The 14,705-nt window shown below is 72.6% G+C and carries 14 protein-coding genes; 1 reads left to right on the top strand and 13 read right to left on the bottom strand.

From position 1 onward, the window contains the following. Positions 1–212: 212 nt before the first annotated feature. Together AB0F89_RS10385 and glmS are read right to left on the bottom strand one after the other, a co-directional pair. On the bottom strand, positions 213–1,607 hold the full coding sequence (locus AB0F89_RS10385; protein ID WP_367134915.1) for an NAD(P)H-hydrate dehydratase: 1,395 nt from the start codon (positions 1,605–1,607) through the stop codon (positions 213–215). Positions 1,608–1,622: 15 nt separating this feature from the next. Beyond that, the gene (gene glmS, locus AB0F89_RS10380; protein ID WP_367134913.1) at positions 1,623–3,485 is read right to left on the bottom strand and encodes a glutamine--fructose-6-phosphate transaminase (isomerizing); all 1,863 of its coding nucleotides are present in this window, start codon (positions 3,483–3,485) and stop codon (positions 1,623–1,625) included. 134 nt (positions 3,486–3,619) lie between these two features. Between glmS and AB0F89_RS10375 the strand changes: the two genes are divergently transcribed. Next, positions 3,620–4,456 carry a dienelactone hydrolase family protein gene (locus AB0F89_RS10375; RefSeq protein ID WP_367134911.1) on the top strand — a complete coding sequence of 279 codons (837 nt, stop codon included), beginning with the start codon at positions 3,620–3,622 and terminating at the stop codon, positions 4,454–4,456. A gap of 25 nt (positions 4,457–4,481) precedes the next feature. Here AB0F89_RS10375 and AB0F89_RS10370 read toward each other — a convergent pair whose 3' ends face one another. From AB0F89_RS10370 to AB0F89_RS10320, 11 genes are all read right to left on the bottom strand, one after another. Beyond that, entirely contained in the window at positions 4,482–5,003 is a 522-nt protein-coding gene (locus AB0F89_RS10370; RefSeq protein ID WP_367134909.1) for a hypothetical protein, read from the bottom strand. 24 nt (positions 5,004–5,027) lie between these two features. Further along, on the bottom strand, positions 5,028–7,838 hold the full coding sequence (locus AB0F89_RS10365) for a hypothetical protein (RefSeq protein ID WP_367134907.1): 2,811 nt from the start codon (positions 7,836–7,838) through the stop codon (positions 5,028–5,030). Beyond that, on the bottom strand, positions 7,838–8,146 hold the full coding sequence (locus AB0F89_RS10360) for a type VII secretion target (protein ID WP_367134905.1): 309 nt from the start codon (positions 8,144–8,146) through the stop codon (positions 7,838–7,840). The genes AB0F89_RS10365 and AB0F89_RS10360 overlap by 1 nt, the downstream gene beginning before the upstream one ends. Before the next feature lie 127 nt (positions 8,147–8,273). Continuing rightward, positions 8,274–8,753, bottom strand: coding sequence for a hypothetical protein (locus AB0F89_RS10355; RefSeq protein ID WP_367134903.1), 480 nt, complete (start codon positions 8,751–8,753; stop codon positions 8,274–8,276). 22 nt (positions 8,754–8,775) lie between these two features. Next, positions 8,776–10,110: a phosphoglucosamine mutase gene (gene glmM, locus AB0F89_RS10350; RefSeq protein WP_367134901.1), complete on the bottom strand. Its 1,335-nt coding sequence runs from the start codon at positions 10,108–10,110 to the stop codon at positions 8,776–8,778. Between the two features lie 115 nt (positions 10,111–10,225). Continuing rightward, positions 10,226–10,831 carry a 30S ribosomal protein S9 gene (gene rpsI, locus AB0F89_RS10345; RefSeq protein WP_367134899.1) on the bottom strand — a complete coding sequence of 202 codons (606 nt, stop codon included), beginning with the start codon at positions 10,829–10,831 and terminating at the stop codon, positions 10,226–10,228. Beyond that, positions 10,828–11,271: a 50S ribosomal protein L13 gene (gene rplM, locus AB0F89_RS10340; RefSeq protein ID WP_033436749.1), complete on the bottom strand. Its 444-nt coding sequence runs from the start codon at positions 11,269–11,271 to the stop codon at positions 10,828–10,830. The genes rpsI and rplM overlap by 4 nt, the downstream gene beginning before the upstream one ends. 305 nt (positions 11,272–11,576) lie before the next feature. After that, positions 11,577–11,858 (bottom strand): WXG100 family type VII secretion target, encoded by a 282-nt coding sequence (locus AB0F89_RS10335; RefSeq protein ID WP_367134897.1) that lies wholly within the window; start codon positions 11,856–11,858, stop codon positions 11,577–11,579. 80 nt (positions 11,859–11,938) lie between these two features. Beyond that, positions 11,939–12,247 (bottom strand): WXG100 family type VII secretion target, encoded by a 309-nt coding sequence (locus AB0F89_RS10330; RefSeq protein WP_367134895.1) that lies wholly within the window; start codon positions 12,245–12,247, stop codon positions 11,939–11,941. Positions 12,248–12,393: 146 nt separating this feature from the next. Continuing rightward, positions 12,394–12,816: a hypothetical protein gene (locus tag AB0F89_RS10325; protein WP_367134893.1), complete on the bottom strand. Its 423-nt coding sequence runs from the start codon at positions 12,814–12,816 to the stop codon at positions 12,394–12,396. Positions 12,817–12,831: 15 nt separating this feature from the next. Then, a complete protein-coding gene (locus tag AB0F89_RS10320) occupies positions 12,832–14,679 on the bottom strand; it encodes a type VII secretion-associated protein (RefSeq protein WP_367134891.1) in 1,848 nt (615 codons plus the stop codon). Positions 14,680–14,705: the final 26 nt, after the last annotated feature.

Below are 14,705 nucleotides of genomic sequence, written 5' to 3'. Positions count from 1 at the left end.
ACACAACCCCACCCACCCCGATCGCCCGAGTCGAACACTCATGTCCCGCGTGTCCTACGCCCAGGACCACCGTGTCCTACGTTCGCGACCCCCGAGTTCAACGCTCAGGGCGGCCAGACATGTCCTGAATGTTGAACTCGGGGGTCCTGAACGTAGGACACGGTGGTCGGGAACGTAGGACACGCGGGACGTGGGGGTTCGACTCGCGGGGGTCAGGGGTGGCGGGTGGTGCGGATGGCGGTGGGGATGGCGGAGAGGAGGGAGGTGGCGGGGATCGGGGCGCCGTCGGCGGCGAGGGTGGCGGCGAGGGCGTGGAGCTTGGCGGCGCAGGCGGCGGCGAGGACCGGGTCCAGGCCGGCGGCGAGGAGGGAGCCCAGGACGCCGGAGAGGACGTCGCCGGAGCCCGCGGTGGCGGCCCACGAGGAGCCGGCGCGGTTGACCAGCACGCGGCCGTCGGGGCCGGCGATGACGGTGGCGTGGCCCTTGAGCAGGACGACGGCGTTGAAGCGCTCGGACAGCCTGCGGGCGGCGGCGACCCGGTCGACGCCCACCGGGCCGGCCAGGCGCTCGTACTCGCGGTCGTGCGGTGTCAGCACGAGCGGGGTGTCGGGGTCGCGGGCGTCCCACAGGTCCGGGTTGTTGGCCAGCATGGTGATCGCGTCGGCGTCCGCGCACACCGGCACGCCCGCCTCCAGCACGGTCCGCAGCACGGCCTCCGACCCCAGGCCCGTGCCCAGGCCGGGACCGACGACCCACGCCTGCACCCGACCGGCGTCGGTGATCGAACCGGTGCAGATCGCCTCCGGCCACCGCGCCCGGACGTCCTCCGCCGCCGCGCCCGCGTACCGGACCAGGCCGGACGTCGACAGCAGCGCCGCACCGGTCGCCAGCACCGCCGCACCGGGGTAGGTCGCCGAACCGGCGGCGACGCCCGTCACGCCCTGGGTGTACTTGTCGTCCCCCGGACCGGGCACCGGCCACGCCGCGCCGACGTCGGCGAGCTCCAGTTCGAGCAGGTCGGGCCCGTGCAGCTCGCCGCCGATCCCGATGTCGACCAGCCGCACGTCGCCGCAGTCGGCCAGCGCGTGCACCGGCTTCAGGCAGCCGAACGTCACGGTGGTGTGCGCCCGCACGGCCGGTCCGGGGACCGCGCCGGTGTCCGGGTCGACGCCGCTGGGCAGGTCCACCGACAGCACGGGCGCGTCCAGGTGCGCCACGTGCTCGGCGGCGTCCGGTCGCAGCGGCCCGCGCGCGGACAGCCCCACGATCCCGTCGATCACCAGGTCGACGTCGCCGAGCCTCGGGACCACCCGCCCGCCGACGCGGCGGAACGCGGCCAGCCCCTCGGCGTGCGCCCGATCAGGTGTCAGCAGAACGGCGGTCACGGTCACGCCGCGCTTGCGCAGGTAGTACCCCGCCCACAGCGCGTCGCCACCGTTGTTCCCCGCCCCGACGAGCAGTCCGACCCGCCGCCGGCCCGTCAGCAGCTCCGCCGCGACGACCGCCACGCCGAACGCCGCCCGGCGCATCAGCGCGCCCGGCGGCACGACCGCCATGACGCGCTCCTCGGCCGCCCTGACCCGATCCGTCGTCCACAGACCCCGCATGGGGCCAAGCCTGCCCTACTCGACCGTGACGGACTTGGCGAGGTTGCGCGGCTTGTCCACGTCGTAGCCGCGGCTGCGGGCGATCTCCGCCGCCAGCACCTGCAGCGGCACCGTGGAGATCAACGGCTGGAGCAGCGTCGGCACCGCCGGGATCTCGATCAGGTGATCCGCGAACGGGCGAACCGTCTCGTCACCCTCCTCGGCGATCACGATCGTGCGCGCGCCCCGGGCCTGGATCTCCGAGATGTTCGACACCAGCTTCGAGTGCAGCACCGCGCGCCCCCTGGGCGACGGCATCACCACGACCACCGGCAGGCCCTCTTCGATCAACGCGATCGGCCCGTGCTTCAGCTCGCCCGCCGCGAAGCCCTCGGCGTGCATGTAGGCCAGTTCCTTGAGCTTCAGCGCGCCTTCGAGCGCCACCGGGTAGCCGACGTGCCGGCCGAGGAACAGCACCGCCTTCGAGTCGGCCAGCTCGCGGCCGAGCGCGCGGACCTGCTCGACCGTGCCGAGCACCTTGCCCACGGCGTCCGCCATGGCCTCCAGCTGGTGGAACTCCTGGGCGACCTCGTCCGGGTACTTCGTGCCGCGCGCCTGCGCCAGGGCCAGCCCGACCAGGTAGTTCGCCGCGATCTGGGCCAGGAACGCCTTGGTCGACGCGACCCCGATCTCCGGTCCGGCGTGCGTGTAGAGCACGGCGTCGGACTCGCGCGGGATCTGCGCGCCGTTGGTGTTGCAGACCGCCAGCACCCGCGCCTTCTGCGCCCGGGCGTGCCGGACGGCTTCCAGCGTGTCGGCCGTCTCACCGGACTGCGACACGGCGACGACCAGCGTGTCGCGGTCCAGCACCGGGTCGCGGTAGCGGAACTCGCTGGCCAGCTCGACCTCGACGGGCAGCCGCGTCCAGTGCTCGATGGCGTACTTGGCGACCAGGCCGGAGTGGTAGGCCGAACCGCAGGCCACCACGAAGACCTTGTCGACGTCGCGCAGGTCCTGGTCGGACAGCCGCTGCTCGTCCAGCACGACCCGGCCGTCGCGGAAGTGCCCGCGCAGCGTGTTGGCCAGCGCCTCCGGCTGCTCCTCGATCTCCTTGAGCATGAAGTACTCGTGGCCGCCCTTCTCGGCGGCCGACAGGTCCCAGTTCACCGTGAACGGCTTGGCCTGGGCGGCGCCGCCGTCGAAGTCGGTGACCCGGTAGCCGTCGCGGTCGATCACCACGACCTGGTCCTGGCCGAGCTCGACGGCCTCGCGGGTGTGCTCGATGAACGCGGACACGTCGCTGGCGAGGAACGTCTCGCCCTCGCCGACGCCCACGACCAGCGGCGACGAGCGGCGGGCGGCCACCACCACGTCCGGGTGGTCGGCGTGCGTGACGACGAGGGTGAACGCGCCTTCGAGGCGGCGGACCACCGCGCGGACGCTCGCCTCCAGGTCGCCCTTGGTGTCGCCCTCGTCGTACGCGCGGGCGATGAGGTGCGCGGCGGACTCGGTGTCGGTGTCGCTGGCCATCTCGACGCCGTCGGCCTCCAGCTCGGCGCGCAGGGCGGCGAAGTTCTCGATGATGCCGTTGTGCACGACGGCGACGCGGCCGGTGGCGTCGCGGTGCGGGTGCGAGTTGCGGTCGACCGGCGCGCCGTGCGTGGCCCACCGGGTGTGGCCCATGCCGGCGGTGCCCGCGAACGCCTCGCGCCCGACCTCGTCCAGCCGGGTCTCCAGGTTGGTCAGGCGACCGGCCTTGCGCTCGACGGCCAGGCCGCCCGCGCCGTCGAGGACGGCGACGCCTGCCGAGTCGTAGCCCCGGTACTCCAGCCGTCGAAGTCCGTCGAGCACGACGTCCAGCGCCGACCTGTGTCCCACATATCCCACGATTCCGCACACGCCGCACAGCGTAACTAGACCAGCGGCATCACCCGACAGGGCCACTTCACCGCGTTTGCCCAGGTGGGTGACGTAATTGGTGTAGACCAATCTAGGCGTGCGCGGCACGACCTCGATCGACTACCGTTCGCGTGGTGAGCGGCTACACGGCGAAGCAGGTCCTCGACCAGCTCAGCAGGCCCGGTGAGCACCCCGTGCTGCGCGGCGACCTGGCGCTGGTCGGCCTTCCGGGCCTGGTCTACACGCCCGCGGCCGGGCTCGGGCTGCCCGCCGTGGCGTTCGGCCACGGCTGGTTGCAGCCGGTCAACCGGTACCGGGCGCTGCTGCGGCACCTGGCGTCGTGGGGCTTCGTGGCGGCGGCGCCGGGCACCCAGCGCGGTCCGCTGATGTCGTCGCGGCTGCTCGCCGGGAACCTGAGGACGACCCTCGACGTGTGCACCGGCGTGCGGCTGGGCGACGGCGGGATCAGCGTCGACCAGTCGCGGCTGGCGGTCGCCGGCCACTCGATGGGCGGCGGTGCGGCGGTGCTCGCGGCGGCGGACGACGCGCGGGTGCGCGCGGTCGTGACGCTGGCCGCGTCGGAGACCCGGCCGTCGGCCCTGGACGCCGCCCGGAGGGTGACCGTGCCCGGGTTGCACCTGGCGGGCGGTGAGGACCGCATCGCGCCGCCGGTCGGGCACGCGGACGCGATCGCGGAGGCGTGGCAGGGACCGGTGCAGCTGCGGTCGCTGCCGAAGACCAGCCACCTGGGGTTCGCCGAGGGGCGGCACTGGAGCGAGCTGCTGCTCGACGGCAAGGGCGAACGGGCGGCGCAGCGGTTGGCGCGGGCGCTGACCACGGCGTTCCTGCTGCGCACGCTCAAGGGCGAGAAGCAGTGGGACGCGCTGCTGAACGAGGACGTGAAGGGCGCCGTGCTGACCTTCCAGCGCGGTCCGCTGAGCACGTCGCCCGCGCTGCCCGCAACGCGATGAGCCCCGCCGAGGCGGGGCTCACGGGTCACGTCAACCAGCTCTGACCGCCGAAGTCGTCGTCGTCCTCGACCTGCTGCGGACGTCGCCTGGGCGGCGGCGCGGGCGGGCGGGCCGGCTGCACCGGCGGCGGCGGTGGCGCCGGCGGACCGCTCGGAGCCCGACCCCACGGGGCGCGCTGCGCGGGCTCGGGACCGCGCAGGAACCCCTCGCCCGCCGGCGCCTGGGCCGCCGCGTTCGCGGCCCGCGCTCGTTCCAGCTCGGCCAGCTCCCGGGCGATCTCGTCCGGCGGCGCGTCGTCGTCGGACGGGCCGAACGCGTACTCCTTCGGATTGTTCCGGTTCTCCGCCGCCTCGCGCTTGGCCTTCGCCATCTCGCGCAGGCGTTCGACGAGCCGCTTCTCCTTCTCCACGAAGTTCTTGTGGCTCTCCGCGGTCGCCTTGTTCGACTCCTCGAACTTGCGCGCGGCCAACTCCATCCGCGCCGAGTGCTCGGACTTGATGCCTTCGAGCCGTCGCTTGACGGCTTCCAGCGAGTCGAGATCAGACACGTGCCCTCCCCCCGTCGGAGCCGATCACCGGCGGTCTTCGCCCAGCAGGCCGCCCAGCCGCTGCATGCTCAGGTCGTCGTCGTCGAACAGCGACCCGGTGGTGCGCCACTGGCCCGAACCGCTGCTGCGCTCGGTGTCACCGCCGCCCTGCTGCTGACCGCCGCCCGCCATGCCGCCGCCCATCATCCCGCCGCCCATCATGCCCCCGCCGGTGCTGGAGCCGGAAGGCTGACCCGCGGTCGCGCCGTCCTGCATGGACGGCAGGGTGGCCGACCCGGCCTGGCCCGCCTGCGAGGCGTTGGTGTCGGCGAGGCCCTGGTCGGAGGACGACGGCGGACTGCTCCACGGGCTGTCCTGGCCGCTGCTCGCGTTCGCGCCGCCGAGCACCGAGTCCGCGCCGTTGAAGCCGCTGCCGCCGCCACCGCCGAAGACGGACGCGCCGGAGGGCGCGGTCGTGCCACCGGTGTCCGCGGCCGCGAACGACCCGAAGCCCTGACCACCGCCGAAGCCCTGACCGCCGTTGAAGCCCTGGCCACCGCCGAAGTTCTGACCGCCGCCACCGCCACCGAAGCCGTGACCGTCGCCACCGCCGCCGCCGCCGAAGCCACCCCCGCCACCGCCACCGAAGCCGCCGCCGCCCTGGCTGAAGCCCTGGTCGAACGACGGGCCGGGCGCGGGCTGCGCCTGGACGGGCTCGGTGAACGCCGGCGCGGCCGACGGCTCGGTGAACCCGGGCTGGGCCGCGACGGGCTCGGTGAAGCCCTGGCCGACGAACGACGCGCCCTCGGTGGGCGCCGGGCCGAAGCTCGCCGCGCCCTCGGACGCACCGGCCAACACCGCGCCCTCGGGCCGGCCCGCCGGGTTGTCGCCGATCAGCGGCTCGAAGTCGGGTCCCGGCCTGCCCAGGTCGCCCGGCAGGTCGGCGGGCGAGGAACCGGCGGGCTCGTCCTCGCCGAACTCGACGCCGTACTCCTCGGGCGTGCCGTCGCCGTTGTCGACGGTCAGGTTGATCTCACCGGTCAGCGGGTCGACCTCGGCCGTGATGGCGAGGCCGTCCAGCTCGATCAGCGCCTTGCCGTCCGCTCCGGCCTGCACCGGGGTCACGTCGCCGGCGGGCGCTCCGGTCGCGACCGGGCCGCCGGACGTCGCGGCCGCGACCGGGGTCGCGCCGCTCAGCGCGCTCGCCAGCGCTGCCCCGCCGTTCTGGCCCATCAGGGCCTTCGCCGCGTCCGGGTTCGCGCTGAAGTCGACCTGGTAGCTCTTGGGCTCGCTGGTCGGGGTGTCGACGGTGATCATCACCTGGCCGTCGGCGTCCGGCTCGGTGATCTTGATCTCGTTGTCGCCGCTCTTGATGGTGACGGTCTCCGGCGCTTCCTCGTCGGACTTGAGGCCGTCGGGCTTGCCATCGGGCTTGCCGTCGCCGTCCTGGTCCGCGCCCGTGTCCGGCTTGCCGTCGCCGTCGAGGTCGCCCGGCACGTCCGGCTTGCCGTCGCCGTCCTTGTCGAGCGGGTTCTCCAGCTTCGGGATCTCCGGCGTGCCGCCACCGCCGCCGCCGGGGGTGCCACCGCCACCACCACCGGGCGGCGTGCCGCCACCACCGCCGGGGGGCGTGCCACCGCCGGTGCCGGGCTGGTCGGACCCGCCCGTGCCCGGCTTGTCGCCCGGCTTGTCCGCGGGCGGCTCCGCCTTGGCCGGTTCGAACGGCTTGGTGTTGAACGCGTCGAGCTGCTTGCCGAGTTCTTCCCAGGCCTTGTCGACCGATTCCTTGGTGGTCTTGCAGATGGTGTCGAACAGCTCCCACTTGCCGTTGACGTCGCTGTGGAAGGTGCCCTGGAGCCATTCGCGCGACTTCTTGCGGACCTCTTCCTTCCACACGTCGTCGTCGCACGCCTCGTCGTCGATCTGGAAGTTCACGAACCCGGCCACGCGGCGCAGCAGCGACTCGTCGTCGCTGGTCGCGCCCTGCACGACCTGCTCGACCTGCGCCGGGCTCACGCCCGCGATGTCGAACGGGCTCTGCACGCCTTCGAGGATCGTCCGCGCCTTGGCGTTGACCAGCCCGGACACCGTGTGGCACGTCGCCCGCGTCACCTCGGCGATGTGGTCGATCGCGTCCGCGTGCGCGCCGGCCTTCTTGGACATCTCGGTGACGAACCGGCGCGAGTTGTCCGCCGCGCCACCGGTCCAGTTCGCCCAGACCTTGCCGATCGACTTCTCGGCGTCCGCCTGCCGGTTGCGCGAGTCCGTCGCGACCTGGCGCAGCTCCACGATGTCGATGTCGATCTTGTGGAAGTCGATGTCGCGCTGCTCGTCGTAGCGCTTGTGCAGGTTGTCGATCGAGGTGTCGACCTTGGTGCCGACGCCGATGATGCTCTTGGCCTTCTCGTAGGCCGGCAGGAAGTTCTCGAAGTACTTCAACCCCGGCTTGCCCGCGTCGAGCAGTTCGTTGGAGTTGGCCACACCCGCGCCGCCGTCGGACGCGCGCTGCTCCGAGGCCGCCAGCGCGTCCGAACCCGCCTGCTTGTCCTCGTCGTGCTGCCGGCTCTCGCGGTTGCCGTCGTCGTACGACTTCTTGGCCTGGTCGTACGCGCTGTTCAGCTTCTCCTCGGAGTTGTCGTTCCACGGCATCGAGTTGGCGAACGACTGGCCGAAGCCGTCGCCCCACGAGATGTCGTAGTCGTCCAGGTACTCCTCGAGCTCGTTGTTGTGCGTGCCACCGAGGACGTTCCCCTCGGCGTCGGCGACGTAGTACGCCTCCAGCAGCGACTTCTTCTGGTCGTGCGGGACCGAGGGGTCGTCGACGATCTTCTTGACGTCTTCCCAGGACGGCGCCATCACTTGTTCCCGGTGTTGTTGAACGTGTCGGCGTTGCCCTGGTCGGACCAGTCGTAGCCGTTGGCGGATTCACGCAGCTTGTCGGCGAGGCCGCGCAGCGCGGTGGCGTGGGCCGTGATCGCCTCGGCGATCTTCGGCAAGCCGGCGAGGTAGCGGGAACCGCCCGCGGTGTGCTCACGGCCGAAGTTCGCGGCGGTGACCGCGCTCGACGTGACCTTGGCCTTGTACTCGTCGATGTCGCCCGCGACGCCTTGGATGGTCGTCGCGGAGGACATCATCTCGCCCGCGTTCGCCTGATAACCCGACATGCGCTGATGCCTCCCCTCGTCCCCGGTCGGACGCGACGGCGGCGTTCCGGGTTCCGCCCAAGGATCGCAGCCCGGAACGGCGGCGTTCCGCCGATCGGCGAAGTCGATTGCCTTCGCGAAGCTGCCCTCAACCCTGCTGGGGAGGGGGTCCGCCGGCCGGTGGGCCGGGCGGGTGGGAGCCCGGGTCCTGCGGCGGCAGGCCCTGGCCGTAGCCCTGCTGACCCTGGTCCGGCCGGCCGTAGCCCGGCTGACCCTGGCCCGGCTGACCGTAGTCCGGCTGCGCTTGGCCTGGTTGGCCGTAGCCCGGCTGAACCTGACCTGGCTGGCCGTAGCCCGGCTGACCCTGGCCCGGCAGGCCCTGCGGCGGCTGGCCGTAGCCGTGACCGGGCGGGCCGTAGCCCGGTTGACCCTGCGGCGGCAGGCCGTGGCCCTGAGGTGGCCCGTAACCCGGGGGCGGGCCGTAGCCCGGCCGGCCCTGGCCGTAGCCGGGAGGCGGGTGGCCCTGCTGCCGGTTGCGCTTCTTCGTCGTCACCACGACCAGCACCACCACCCCTGCCATCAGGAAGAGGAAGATGATGATCAGCTCGATCGGCCCGATGTTCGGCACCCGCACACCCCCGGCGTCAGGATCAGTGCACCGAGGAAACCACACCCGCCAACCGCTGGGCGGCGGACTCGGCCAGCTCGTGCGTGGCCGCCTCGACCATCACGCGCACCAGCTGCTCGGTGCCGGACGGCCGCAGCAGCACCCGACCGGTGTCGCCCAGCTCGGCCGACACGGCGGCCACGGCCTCGTTCACCGCGGCGTCCTCCGCCACCGCCGCCTTGTCCCCGACCACGACGTTGATCAGCACCTGCGGCAGCCGGCGCATCACGCCCGCCAGCTCGGCCAGCGGCTTGCCGGTCTCCGCCATCCGCGACATCAGCCGCAGCGCGGTCAGCAGGCCGTCGCCGGTGGTGGCGTGCGCGGGCAGGATCACGTGCCCGGACTGCTCGCCGCCCAGCGCGAACCCGCCGGCGCGCAGCTCCTCCAGCACGTACCGGTCGCCGACCGCGGTGGTCTTGAGGGCGATGCCGTGCTCGCGCATCGCCAGGTGCAGGCCGAGGTTGCTCATCACGGTGGCGACCAGCGTGTCGTCGGTCAGCTCGCCGGCTTCCTTCATGCCCAGCGCCAGCACCGCCATCACCTGGTCGCCGTCCAGGTCGTTGCCGTCGGCGTCGACCGCGACGCAGCGGTCCGCGTCACCGTCGTGCGCGATGCCCAGGTCGGCGCCGTGCTCGACCACCGCGGCCCGCAGCGGGCCGACGTGGTTGGAGCCGCAGCCGTCGTTGATGTTCAGCCCGTCGGGCGCGGTGTGGATCTCGACGACCTCGGCGCCCGCCCGGCGGTAGGCGTCCGGCGCGGCGGCGGACGCGGCGCCGTTCGCGCAGTCCACCACGACCTTCAGGCCGTCCAGCCGGTGCGGCGTCACCTTCAGCAGGTGCTGCACGTACTGGCCCTCGGGGTCCTCGACGTCGCGGACGCGGCCGATGCCCGCGCCGGTCGGGCGGTGGTCGCGCTCGCCCAGCTTCTGCTCGATCTCGTCCTCGACCGCGTCGGGCAGCTTGTGCCCGCCCGCGGCGAACAGCTTGATGCCGTTGTCGGGCATCGGGTTGTGCGAGGCGGAGATCATCACGCCGACGTCCGCCCCGAGCGCCGCCACCAGGTACGCGACCGCCGGGGTGGGCAGCACGCCCGCCCGCAGCACGTCCGCGCCCGCCGATGTGAGGCCGGCCACCACCGCCGCCTCCAGCATCTCGCCGCTGGCCCGCGGGTCGCGGCCGACCACGGCGACCGGGCGGTGCGAGCGGTCGTGCTCGGCCAGCACCCGTGCCGCCGAGGCGGCGATGGACAGCGCGAGTTCCGGGGTCAGGTCCGCGTTGGCGAGACCGCGTACGCCGTCGGTGCCGAACAGCCGAGCCATGATCGCCGTGACCTCCATGTGCGTGCGGAACCGGGCGGAAAAGCACTGCGGGAGCAGCAGTTCGACGAAGAACTGACTGCTCCCGCAGGATCGTGCTCGCTGGACCTGGAAAAGGTCAGCGCTTGCTGTACTGAGGCGCCTTGCGGGCCTTCTTGAGACCGTACTTCTTCCGCTCCTTGACCCGGGGGTCGCGGGTGAGGAAGCCGGCCTTCTTCAGCACCGGGCGGTCCTCGGAGTCGACGGCGATCAGCGCACGCGCGATCGCGAGGCGCAGCGCACCGGCCTGGCCGGTGGTGCCGCCGCCGCGCAGGTTCGCGATGACGTCGAACGTCTCCGGCTTCTCGGTCGTCACCAGGGGCTCGCGGATGAGCTGCTGGTGCACCTTGTTCGGGAAGTAGTCGTCCATCGACTTCCCGTTCAGGGTGAACTTGCCGGTGCCGGGGAGGAGCCGCACGCGGACGATGGCCTGCTTGCGGCGGCCGACCGTCTGCGCGAGGTGGTGCGCACCCGCGTTCAGGGTGTGCCGCACGACGGGCGCGGCCTCGGCCTCGTCCGCCTCGCCGTCGACGGCCTCGGCCTCGACGGCCTCGGTGTCGTCGGCTTCGGTGGTCTCCGACTCGGTGGCCTCGGTGGCCTCAGCCTCGGTGGTCTCGGCCTCGACGGCGTCGCTCTCGGCCTCAGGGGTCGTCACGTCGGTGTCCTCGGTCTGCTGCTCGGTCACTGGGCGACCTTCTTGATCTCGAACGGCTGCGGCTGCTGCGCAGCGTGCGGGTGGTTCGGGCCCGTGTAGACCTTGAGCTTGCCCGCGATCGCGCGGCCGAGGCGGTTCTTGGGCAGCATGCCCTTGATCGCCTTCTCGACCAGCCGGTCGGCGCGGGTGTCCAGCACCTCGCCGAACGAGCGCTGGCTCAGGCCGCCCGGAAAACCGGAGTGCCGGTACACGAACTCCTGATCACGCTTCTTGCCGGTCAACGCCACCTTGTCCGCGTTGATGACGATGACGAAGTCACCGGTGTCAACGTGTGGGGCGTAAGTCGGCTTGTGCTTGCCGCGCAGCAGCGTCGCGGCCTGGGTGGCGAGCCGACCGAGCACCACGTCCTGGGCGTCGATCACGTGCCAGGTTCGGGTCACCTCGCCGGGCTTCGGGCTGTACGTGCGCACGGGTCTACCTCGTCGTCACTTGCGTCTGGGGTCATTGCGGCGGCTGCTCAGGCCAGAGACCCCAGGTGGGCAGAGGACCAGAACACGAGGCACGCACAGTGCGCACCAGTTACCGCACAACAACGTAGGAAGATACCGGTTGGGGTCGGCACGGGTCAAAACGACCCCTCCGAAACACCTCCGACCCGGCGTGATCCGGCTCCGGCGCGGCCCGATCGGGCCGGGGAACCGGCGGAAAAGCGCCCGCGGGCCCCGGATCCTCGAGGATCCCGGGGCCCGCGGCAGTCACACGGGGGTGACTTGTGTCACCAGCGCTCGGAGTTCTTGCGCTCGGCGGCCTGGTAGGCGTCGGTCGCGGAGGCGACGGCCATGCCGATCTGGGCGAGCACCTGCTGCAGGCCCGCGGCGGACTCGTCCCAGCGGCGCTGCGCGTCCTGGTAGTTGGCCGAAGCGCCACCTTCCCACTGCGCGATGACGGGCGCGAGGCGGGACTTGAGGTTCTCCAGCTCGGACTCGATGCTGTTGGCCTGGCTGCTGATGTCCGACGCGGCGCTGCTCAGCTGCCCGAAGTCGACCTTGATGTCCATGATCTCCCCTTGGAGGTTAAGTCAGAAAAGCGAAGTGCGGAAAGCGGGTGGCGCGGAAACGAATGGTGAATTCCGCAGGATCAGCCGAGGCGGGAGGTGATGTTGGACATCTCCGCCGACTGCTCCTCTTCCTGCTGCATGTAGGTCGCAGCCGTGCTGTCCATCTGCTCCGCGATGTCGAGCAGCGCCTTCTGCAGCTTGTCCGCGTCCTGGTTGAAGCGCTCCATCAGCTTGCGGAACGCGTCGGCGGCGCCACCGGCCCACGCGCCGGACAGGCCGTCGATCGTGCTGCCGAGCTGGCGCAGCACGCCCTGGACGTTGTCGTTCGTGCTGACGATGTCCTTGGCGGCGTTGAGCAGTTCGGGATGTCCGGTGGAGTAACCAGCCATTGGGAGAGACCCCCTAGGTCGAAGAGATCAGGCGTTCTTGCTCGGTACGCCTCTTACGACGCAGACCCTGCCACGGTCGGTTCCACACTGTCGCGAGTTTCCGGGAAGTAGTTGCGGTAGTAAACGCGACGGGTGCCGAAACGCGCTCAGTAGAGGATTCGCGCTTGCGAAAAGTCCTCGTCATCGCCCCTCTCGGGGGGCAGTTGACCACGCGGGCCCGCCACCGCGCGAGAACCCAGGACGGGCGCCGGCGGAACGGGATTTGCATTCGCGTTCGTTTGCTCTCGCGATTTCTCCGGCGCGAGCAGTTCAGCGGCCGGCGGCAGCTCCTCGACGGGCAGGCCGCGGTGGTGGCGGAACCCGGTGGCGACCCGCTGCACGTCCGGCGACGTCGGCGCGTGCCCCTCCGGCCGGACCTGGCGGGCCCTGGCCCGGTCGGCCAGCTCCCGGTTCCGGTCGCGCTGGGCCGCGGTCCTCGCGCCCGCGGCGGCCGCCGCGCGCCTGCCCCTGGTCACCGCGGCGTCGAGGTCGGAGCGGAACCGGGCGAACGCCTCCGGGATGCCGGTCATCACAGTCCCCACAAGTCAGCTGGTCACGGTCAACGTGCGGACGACCTGCTCGCACGCGGGGCGGACCCGGTCGCGGCCGTCCCGCGGGTACTGGCAGCCGACGCTGACCTGGACGTCGTCCTGGAGCAGCACGTACCAGTCGATGGTGGCCGAGCCCGCCTCTTCCCGGTAGTAAACGACACTCTTGGTGGCGAAGTCGGCCGAAGCGTCGAAGTCGGACACGTTCTCGCGCTGGTCGTACTGGCCGCGCAGCTCGGTCTCGGCGCGGGCCCGGTCCTCGGTGGCGTTGTAGTTGAGCAGCCGCTCCTCCACCGCGATGACGTCCAGGTCGGACACCGGCGCCTCGGGCTCCAGCAGCACCTTGCGGGTCTCGACCTGGCCGCCGGTCTGCCGCCAGCCGTCCGGCGCGACGAAGTTGTAGTCGTACTGCGCGATGGTCCGGCCCCCGGCGGCGGTGGTCGGCGAGGTCGGTCCGGACGTGGTCGACCCGCCGGCCGGGGTCTCGTTCCGGGTCAGCGCGTACGCCACCGAAGCGCCCACGGCGGCGACGACCACCACGACCGCGATCACGACCAGCGGCACGCGGCTGCGGCGCGGCGGCGACGGCGGGACCGGCGACGGCGGGACCGGCGACGGGTAGAAGGGCGGCTGCCCGAACCCGCCGGGCGACGACGGCGGCGGCGTGATCCGCCGGGTGATCTTGCGGGTCTGCTCGCCGGTGATCTTCCGGGTGACGTCGCCCCGACCGGTCGAGGCGCCGGGCACGTGGGCGCCGGGCGGCAGCGCTCCGGTGCGCAGCGGGTCGGCGCTCACCGCCCGCAGCGCGCCGCGGGCCACCACGGTCTCCGGCTGGTCGATGCTCGTCGGCACCACGCCGGACTGCTCCAGCACCAGGCGGGCGACCAGCGGGATCCGGCTGGACCCGCCCACCAGGAACACGCCGGCGAGCCCGCGCGGGTCGAGCCCGGCGTCCCGCACCGCCGTCACGACGAGCGCGGCCGCCCGGTTGAGCGGCGTGCTGATCAGGCGTTCCAGGTCGGTGCGGGTGACGTGGGCGTCGGGGAACGGCGGCGGCAGCGGCACGTCGGTGTAGGCGTGGCGGGACAGCGTCTCCTTCGCGCCGCGCACGTCCTGGCGCAGCACCCGGCGCTTGCGCCGGTCGGCCAGCTCCCGGCCCTCCACGAGCTGCCGCCACGCGTCCGGGTCGCCGGGCGAGACCAGCGAGCCGATGTGCTCCAGCAGCACCTGGTCGACGTCCGCGCCGCCGAAGGCCGGGTCGCCCTTGGTCGCCAGCACCCGGAACGCGTCGCCCCGCCTGGCCACCACGCTGGCGTCGACCGTGCCGCCGCCCAGGTCGAGCACGGCCAGCGCCGTGCCGTCGCCGATGGCGTGGGTCGCCGAGTGGAACACCGCCGCCGCGACCGGCTCCGGCACCAGCCGGACCTCCTGGCCGAGGCCGCGGGCGGCCTGCAGGAGCACCCTGGTGCGGATCGCGCCCCAGTCGGCCGGGTGGGTCAGCACCAGCAGGTCGACCCGGGCGCCGCCGGCCACGTGCCGCGCCTCGTCCACCGCCCTGGTCAGCACGGCCCGCACGACGTCGACCACCGGCAGCACGCTGGTGCCGAGCAGCAGCTCGCCCTCGTCGACGCGGCGCTTGGGGTGCGGCTCGTAGCGGGACGGGTCCACGGCGGCCTGGCGCTCCGCCTCCTGCCCGACGAACAGGGTGCCGTCCGCGGCGGCGAACACCGCCGAGGGCACGATCGGCTGGCCGTCGACCACGACGACCTGCGGCTCGCGGCCGTGCCGCGACAGGGCGACGCAGGTGCTGGACGTGCCGAAGTCCACCGCCACGTGCAAGCTCATCGGTCATCCCCTCGTCGGCCGGGGCG

This window comes from Saccharothrix sp. HUAS TT1 (assembly GCF_040744945.1).
Lineage (GTDB): Bacteria > Actinomycetota > Actinomycetes > Mycobacteriales > Pseudonocardiaceae > Actinosynnema.
The sequence above is the reverse complement of the archived record's forward strand: the minus strand, read 5'-3'. Positions and strand labels throughout refer to the sequence as shown.

Coding starts and splice junctions, on each gene's coding strand:
- AB0F89_RS10385 (WP_367134915.1), bottom strand. CDS start 1,607: ATGCGGGGTCTGTGGACGACGGATCGGGTCAGGGCGGCCGAGGAGCGC.
- AB0F89_RS10365 (WP_367134907.1), bottom strand. CDS start 7,838: ATGGCGCCGTCCTGGGAAGACGTCAAGAAGATCGTCGACGACCCCTCG.
- AB0F89_RS10360 (WP_367134905.1), bottom strand. CDS start 8,146: ATGTCGGGTTATCAGGCGAACGCGGGCGAGATGATGTCCTCCGCGACG.
- glmM (WP_367134901.1), bottom strand. CDS start 10,110: ATGGCTCGGCTGTTCGGCACCGACGGCGTACGCGGTCTCGCCAACGCG.
- AB0F89_RS10335 (WP_367134897.1), bottom strand. CDS start 11,858: ATGGACATCAAGGTCGACTTCGGGCAGCTGAGCAGCGCCGCGTCGGAC.
- AB0F89_RS10330 (WP_367134895.1), bottom strand. CDS start 12,247: ATGGCTGGTTACTCCACCGGACATCCCGAACTGCTCAACGCCGCCAAG.
- AB0F89_RS10325 (WP_367134893.1), bottom strand. CDS start 12,816: ATGACCGGCATCCCGGAGGCGTTCGCCCGGTTCCGCTCCGACCTCGAC.
- AB0F89_RS10320 (WP_367134891.1), bottom strand. CDS start 14,679: ATGAGCTTGCACGTGGCGGTGGACTTCGGCACGTCCAGCACCTGCGTC.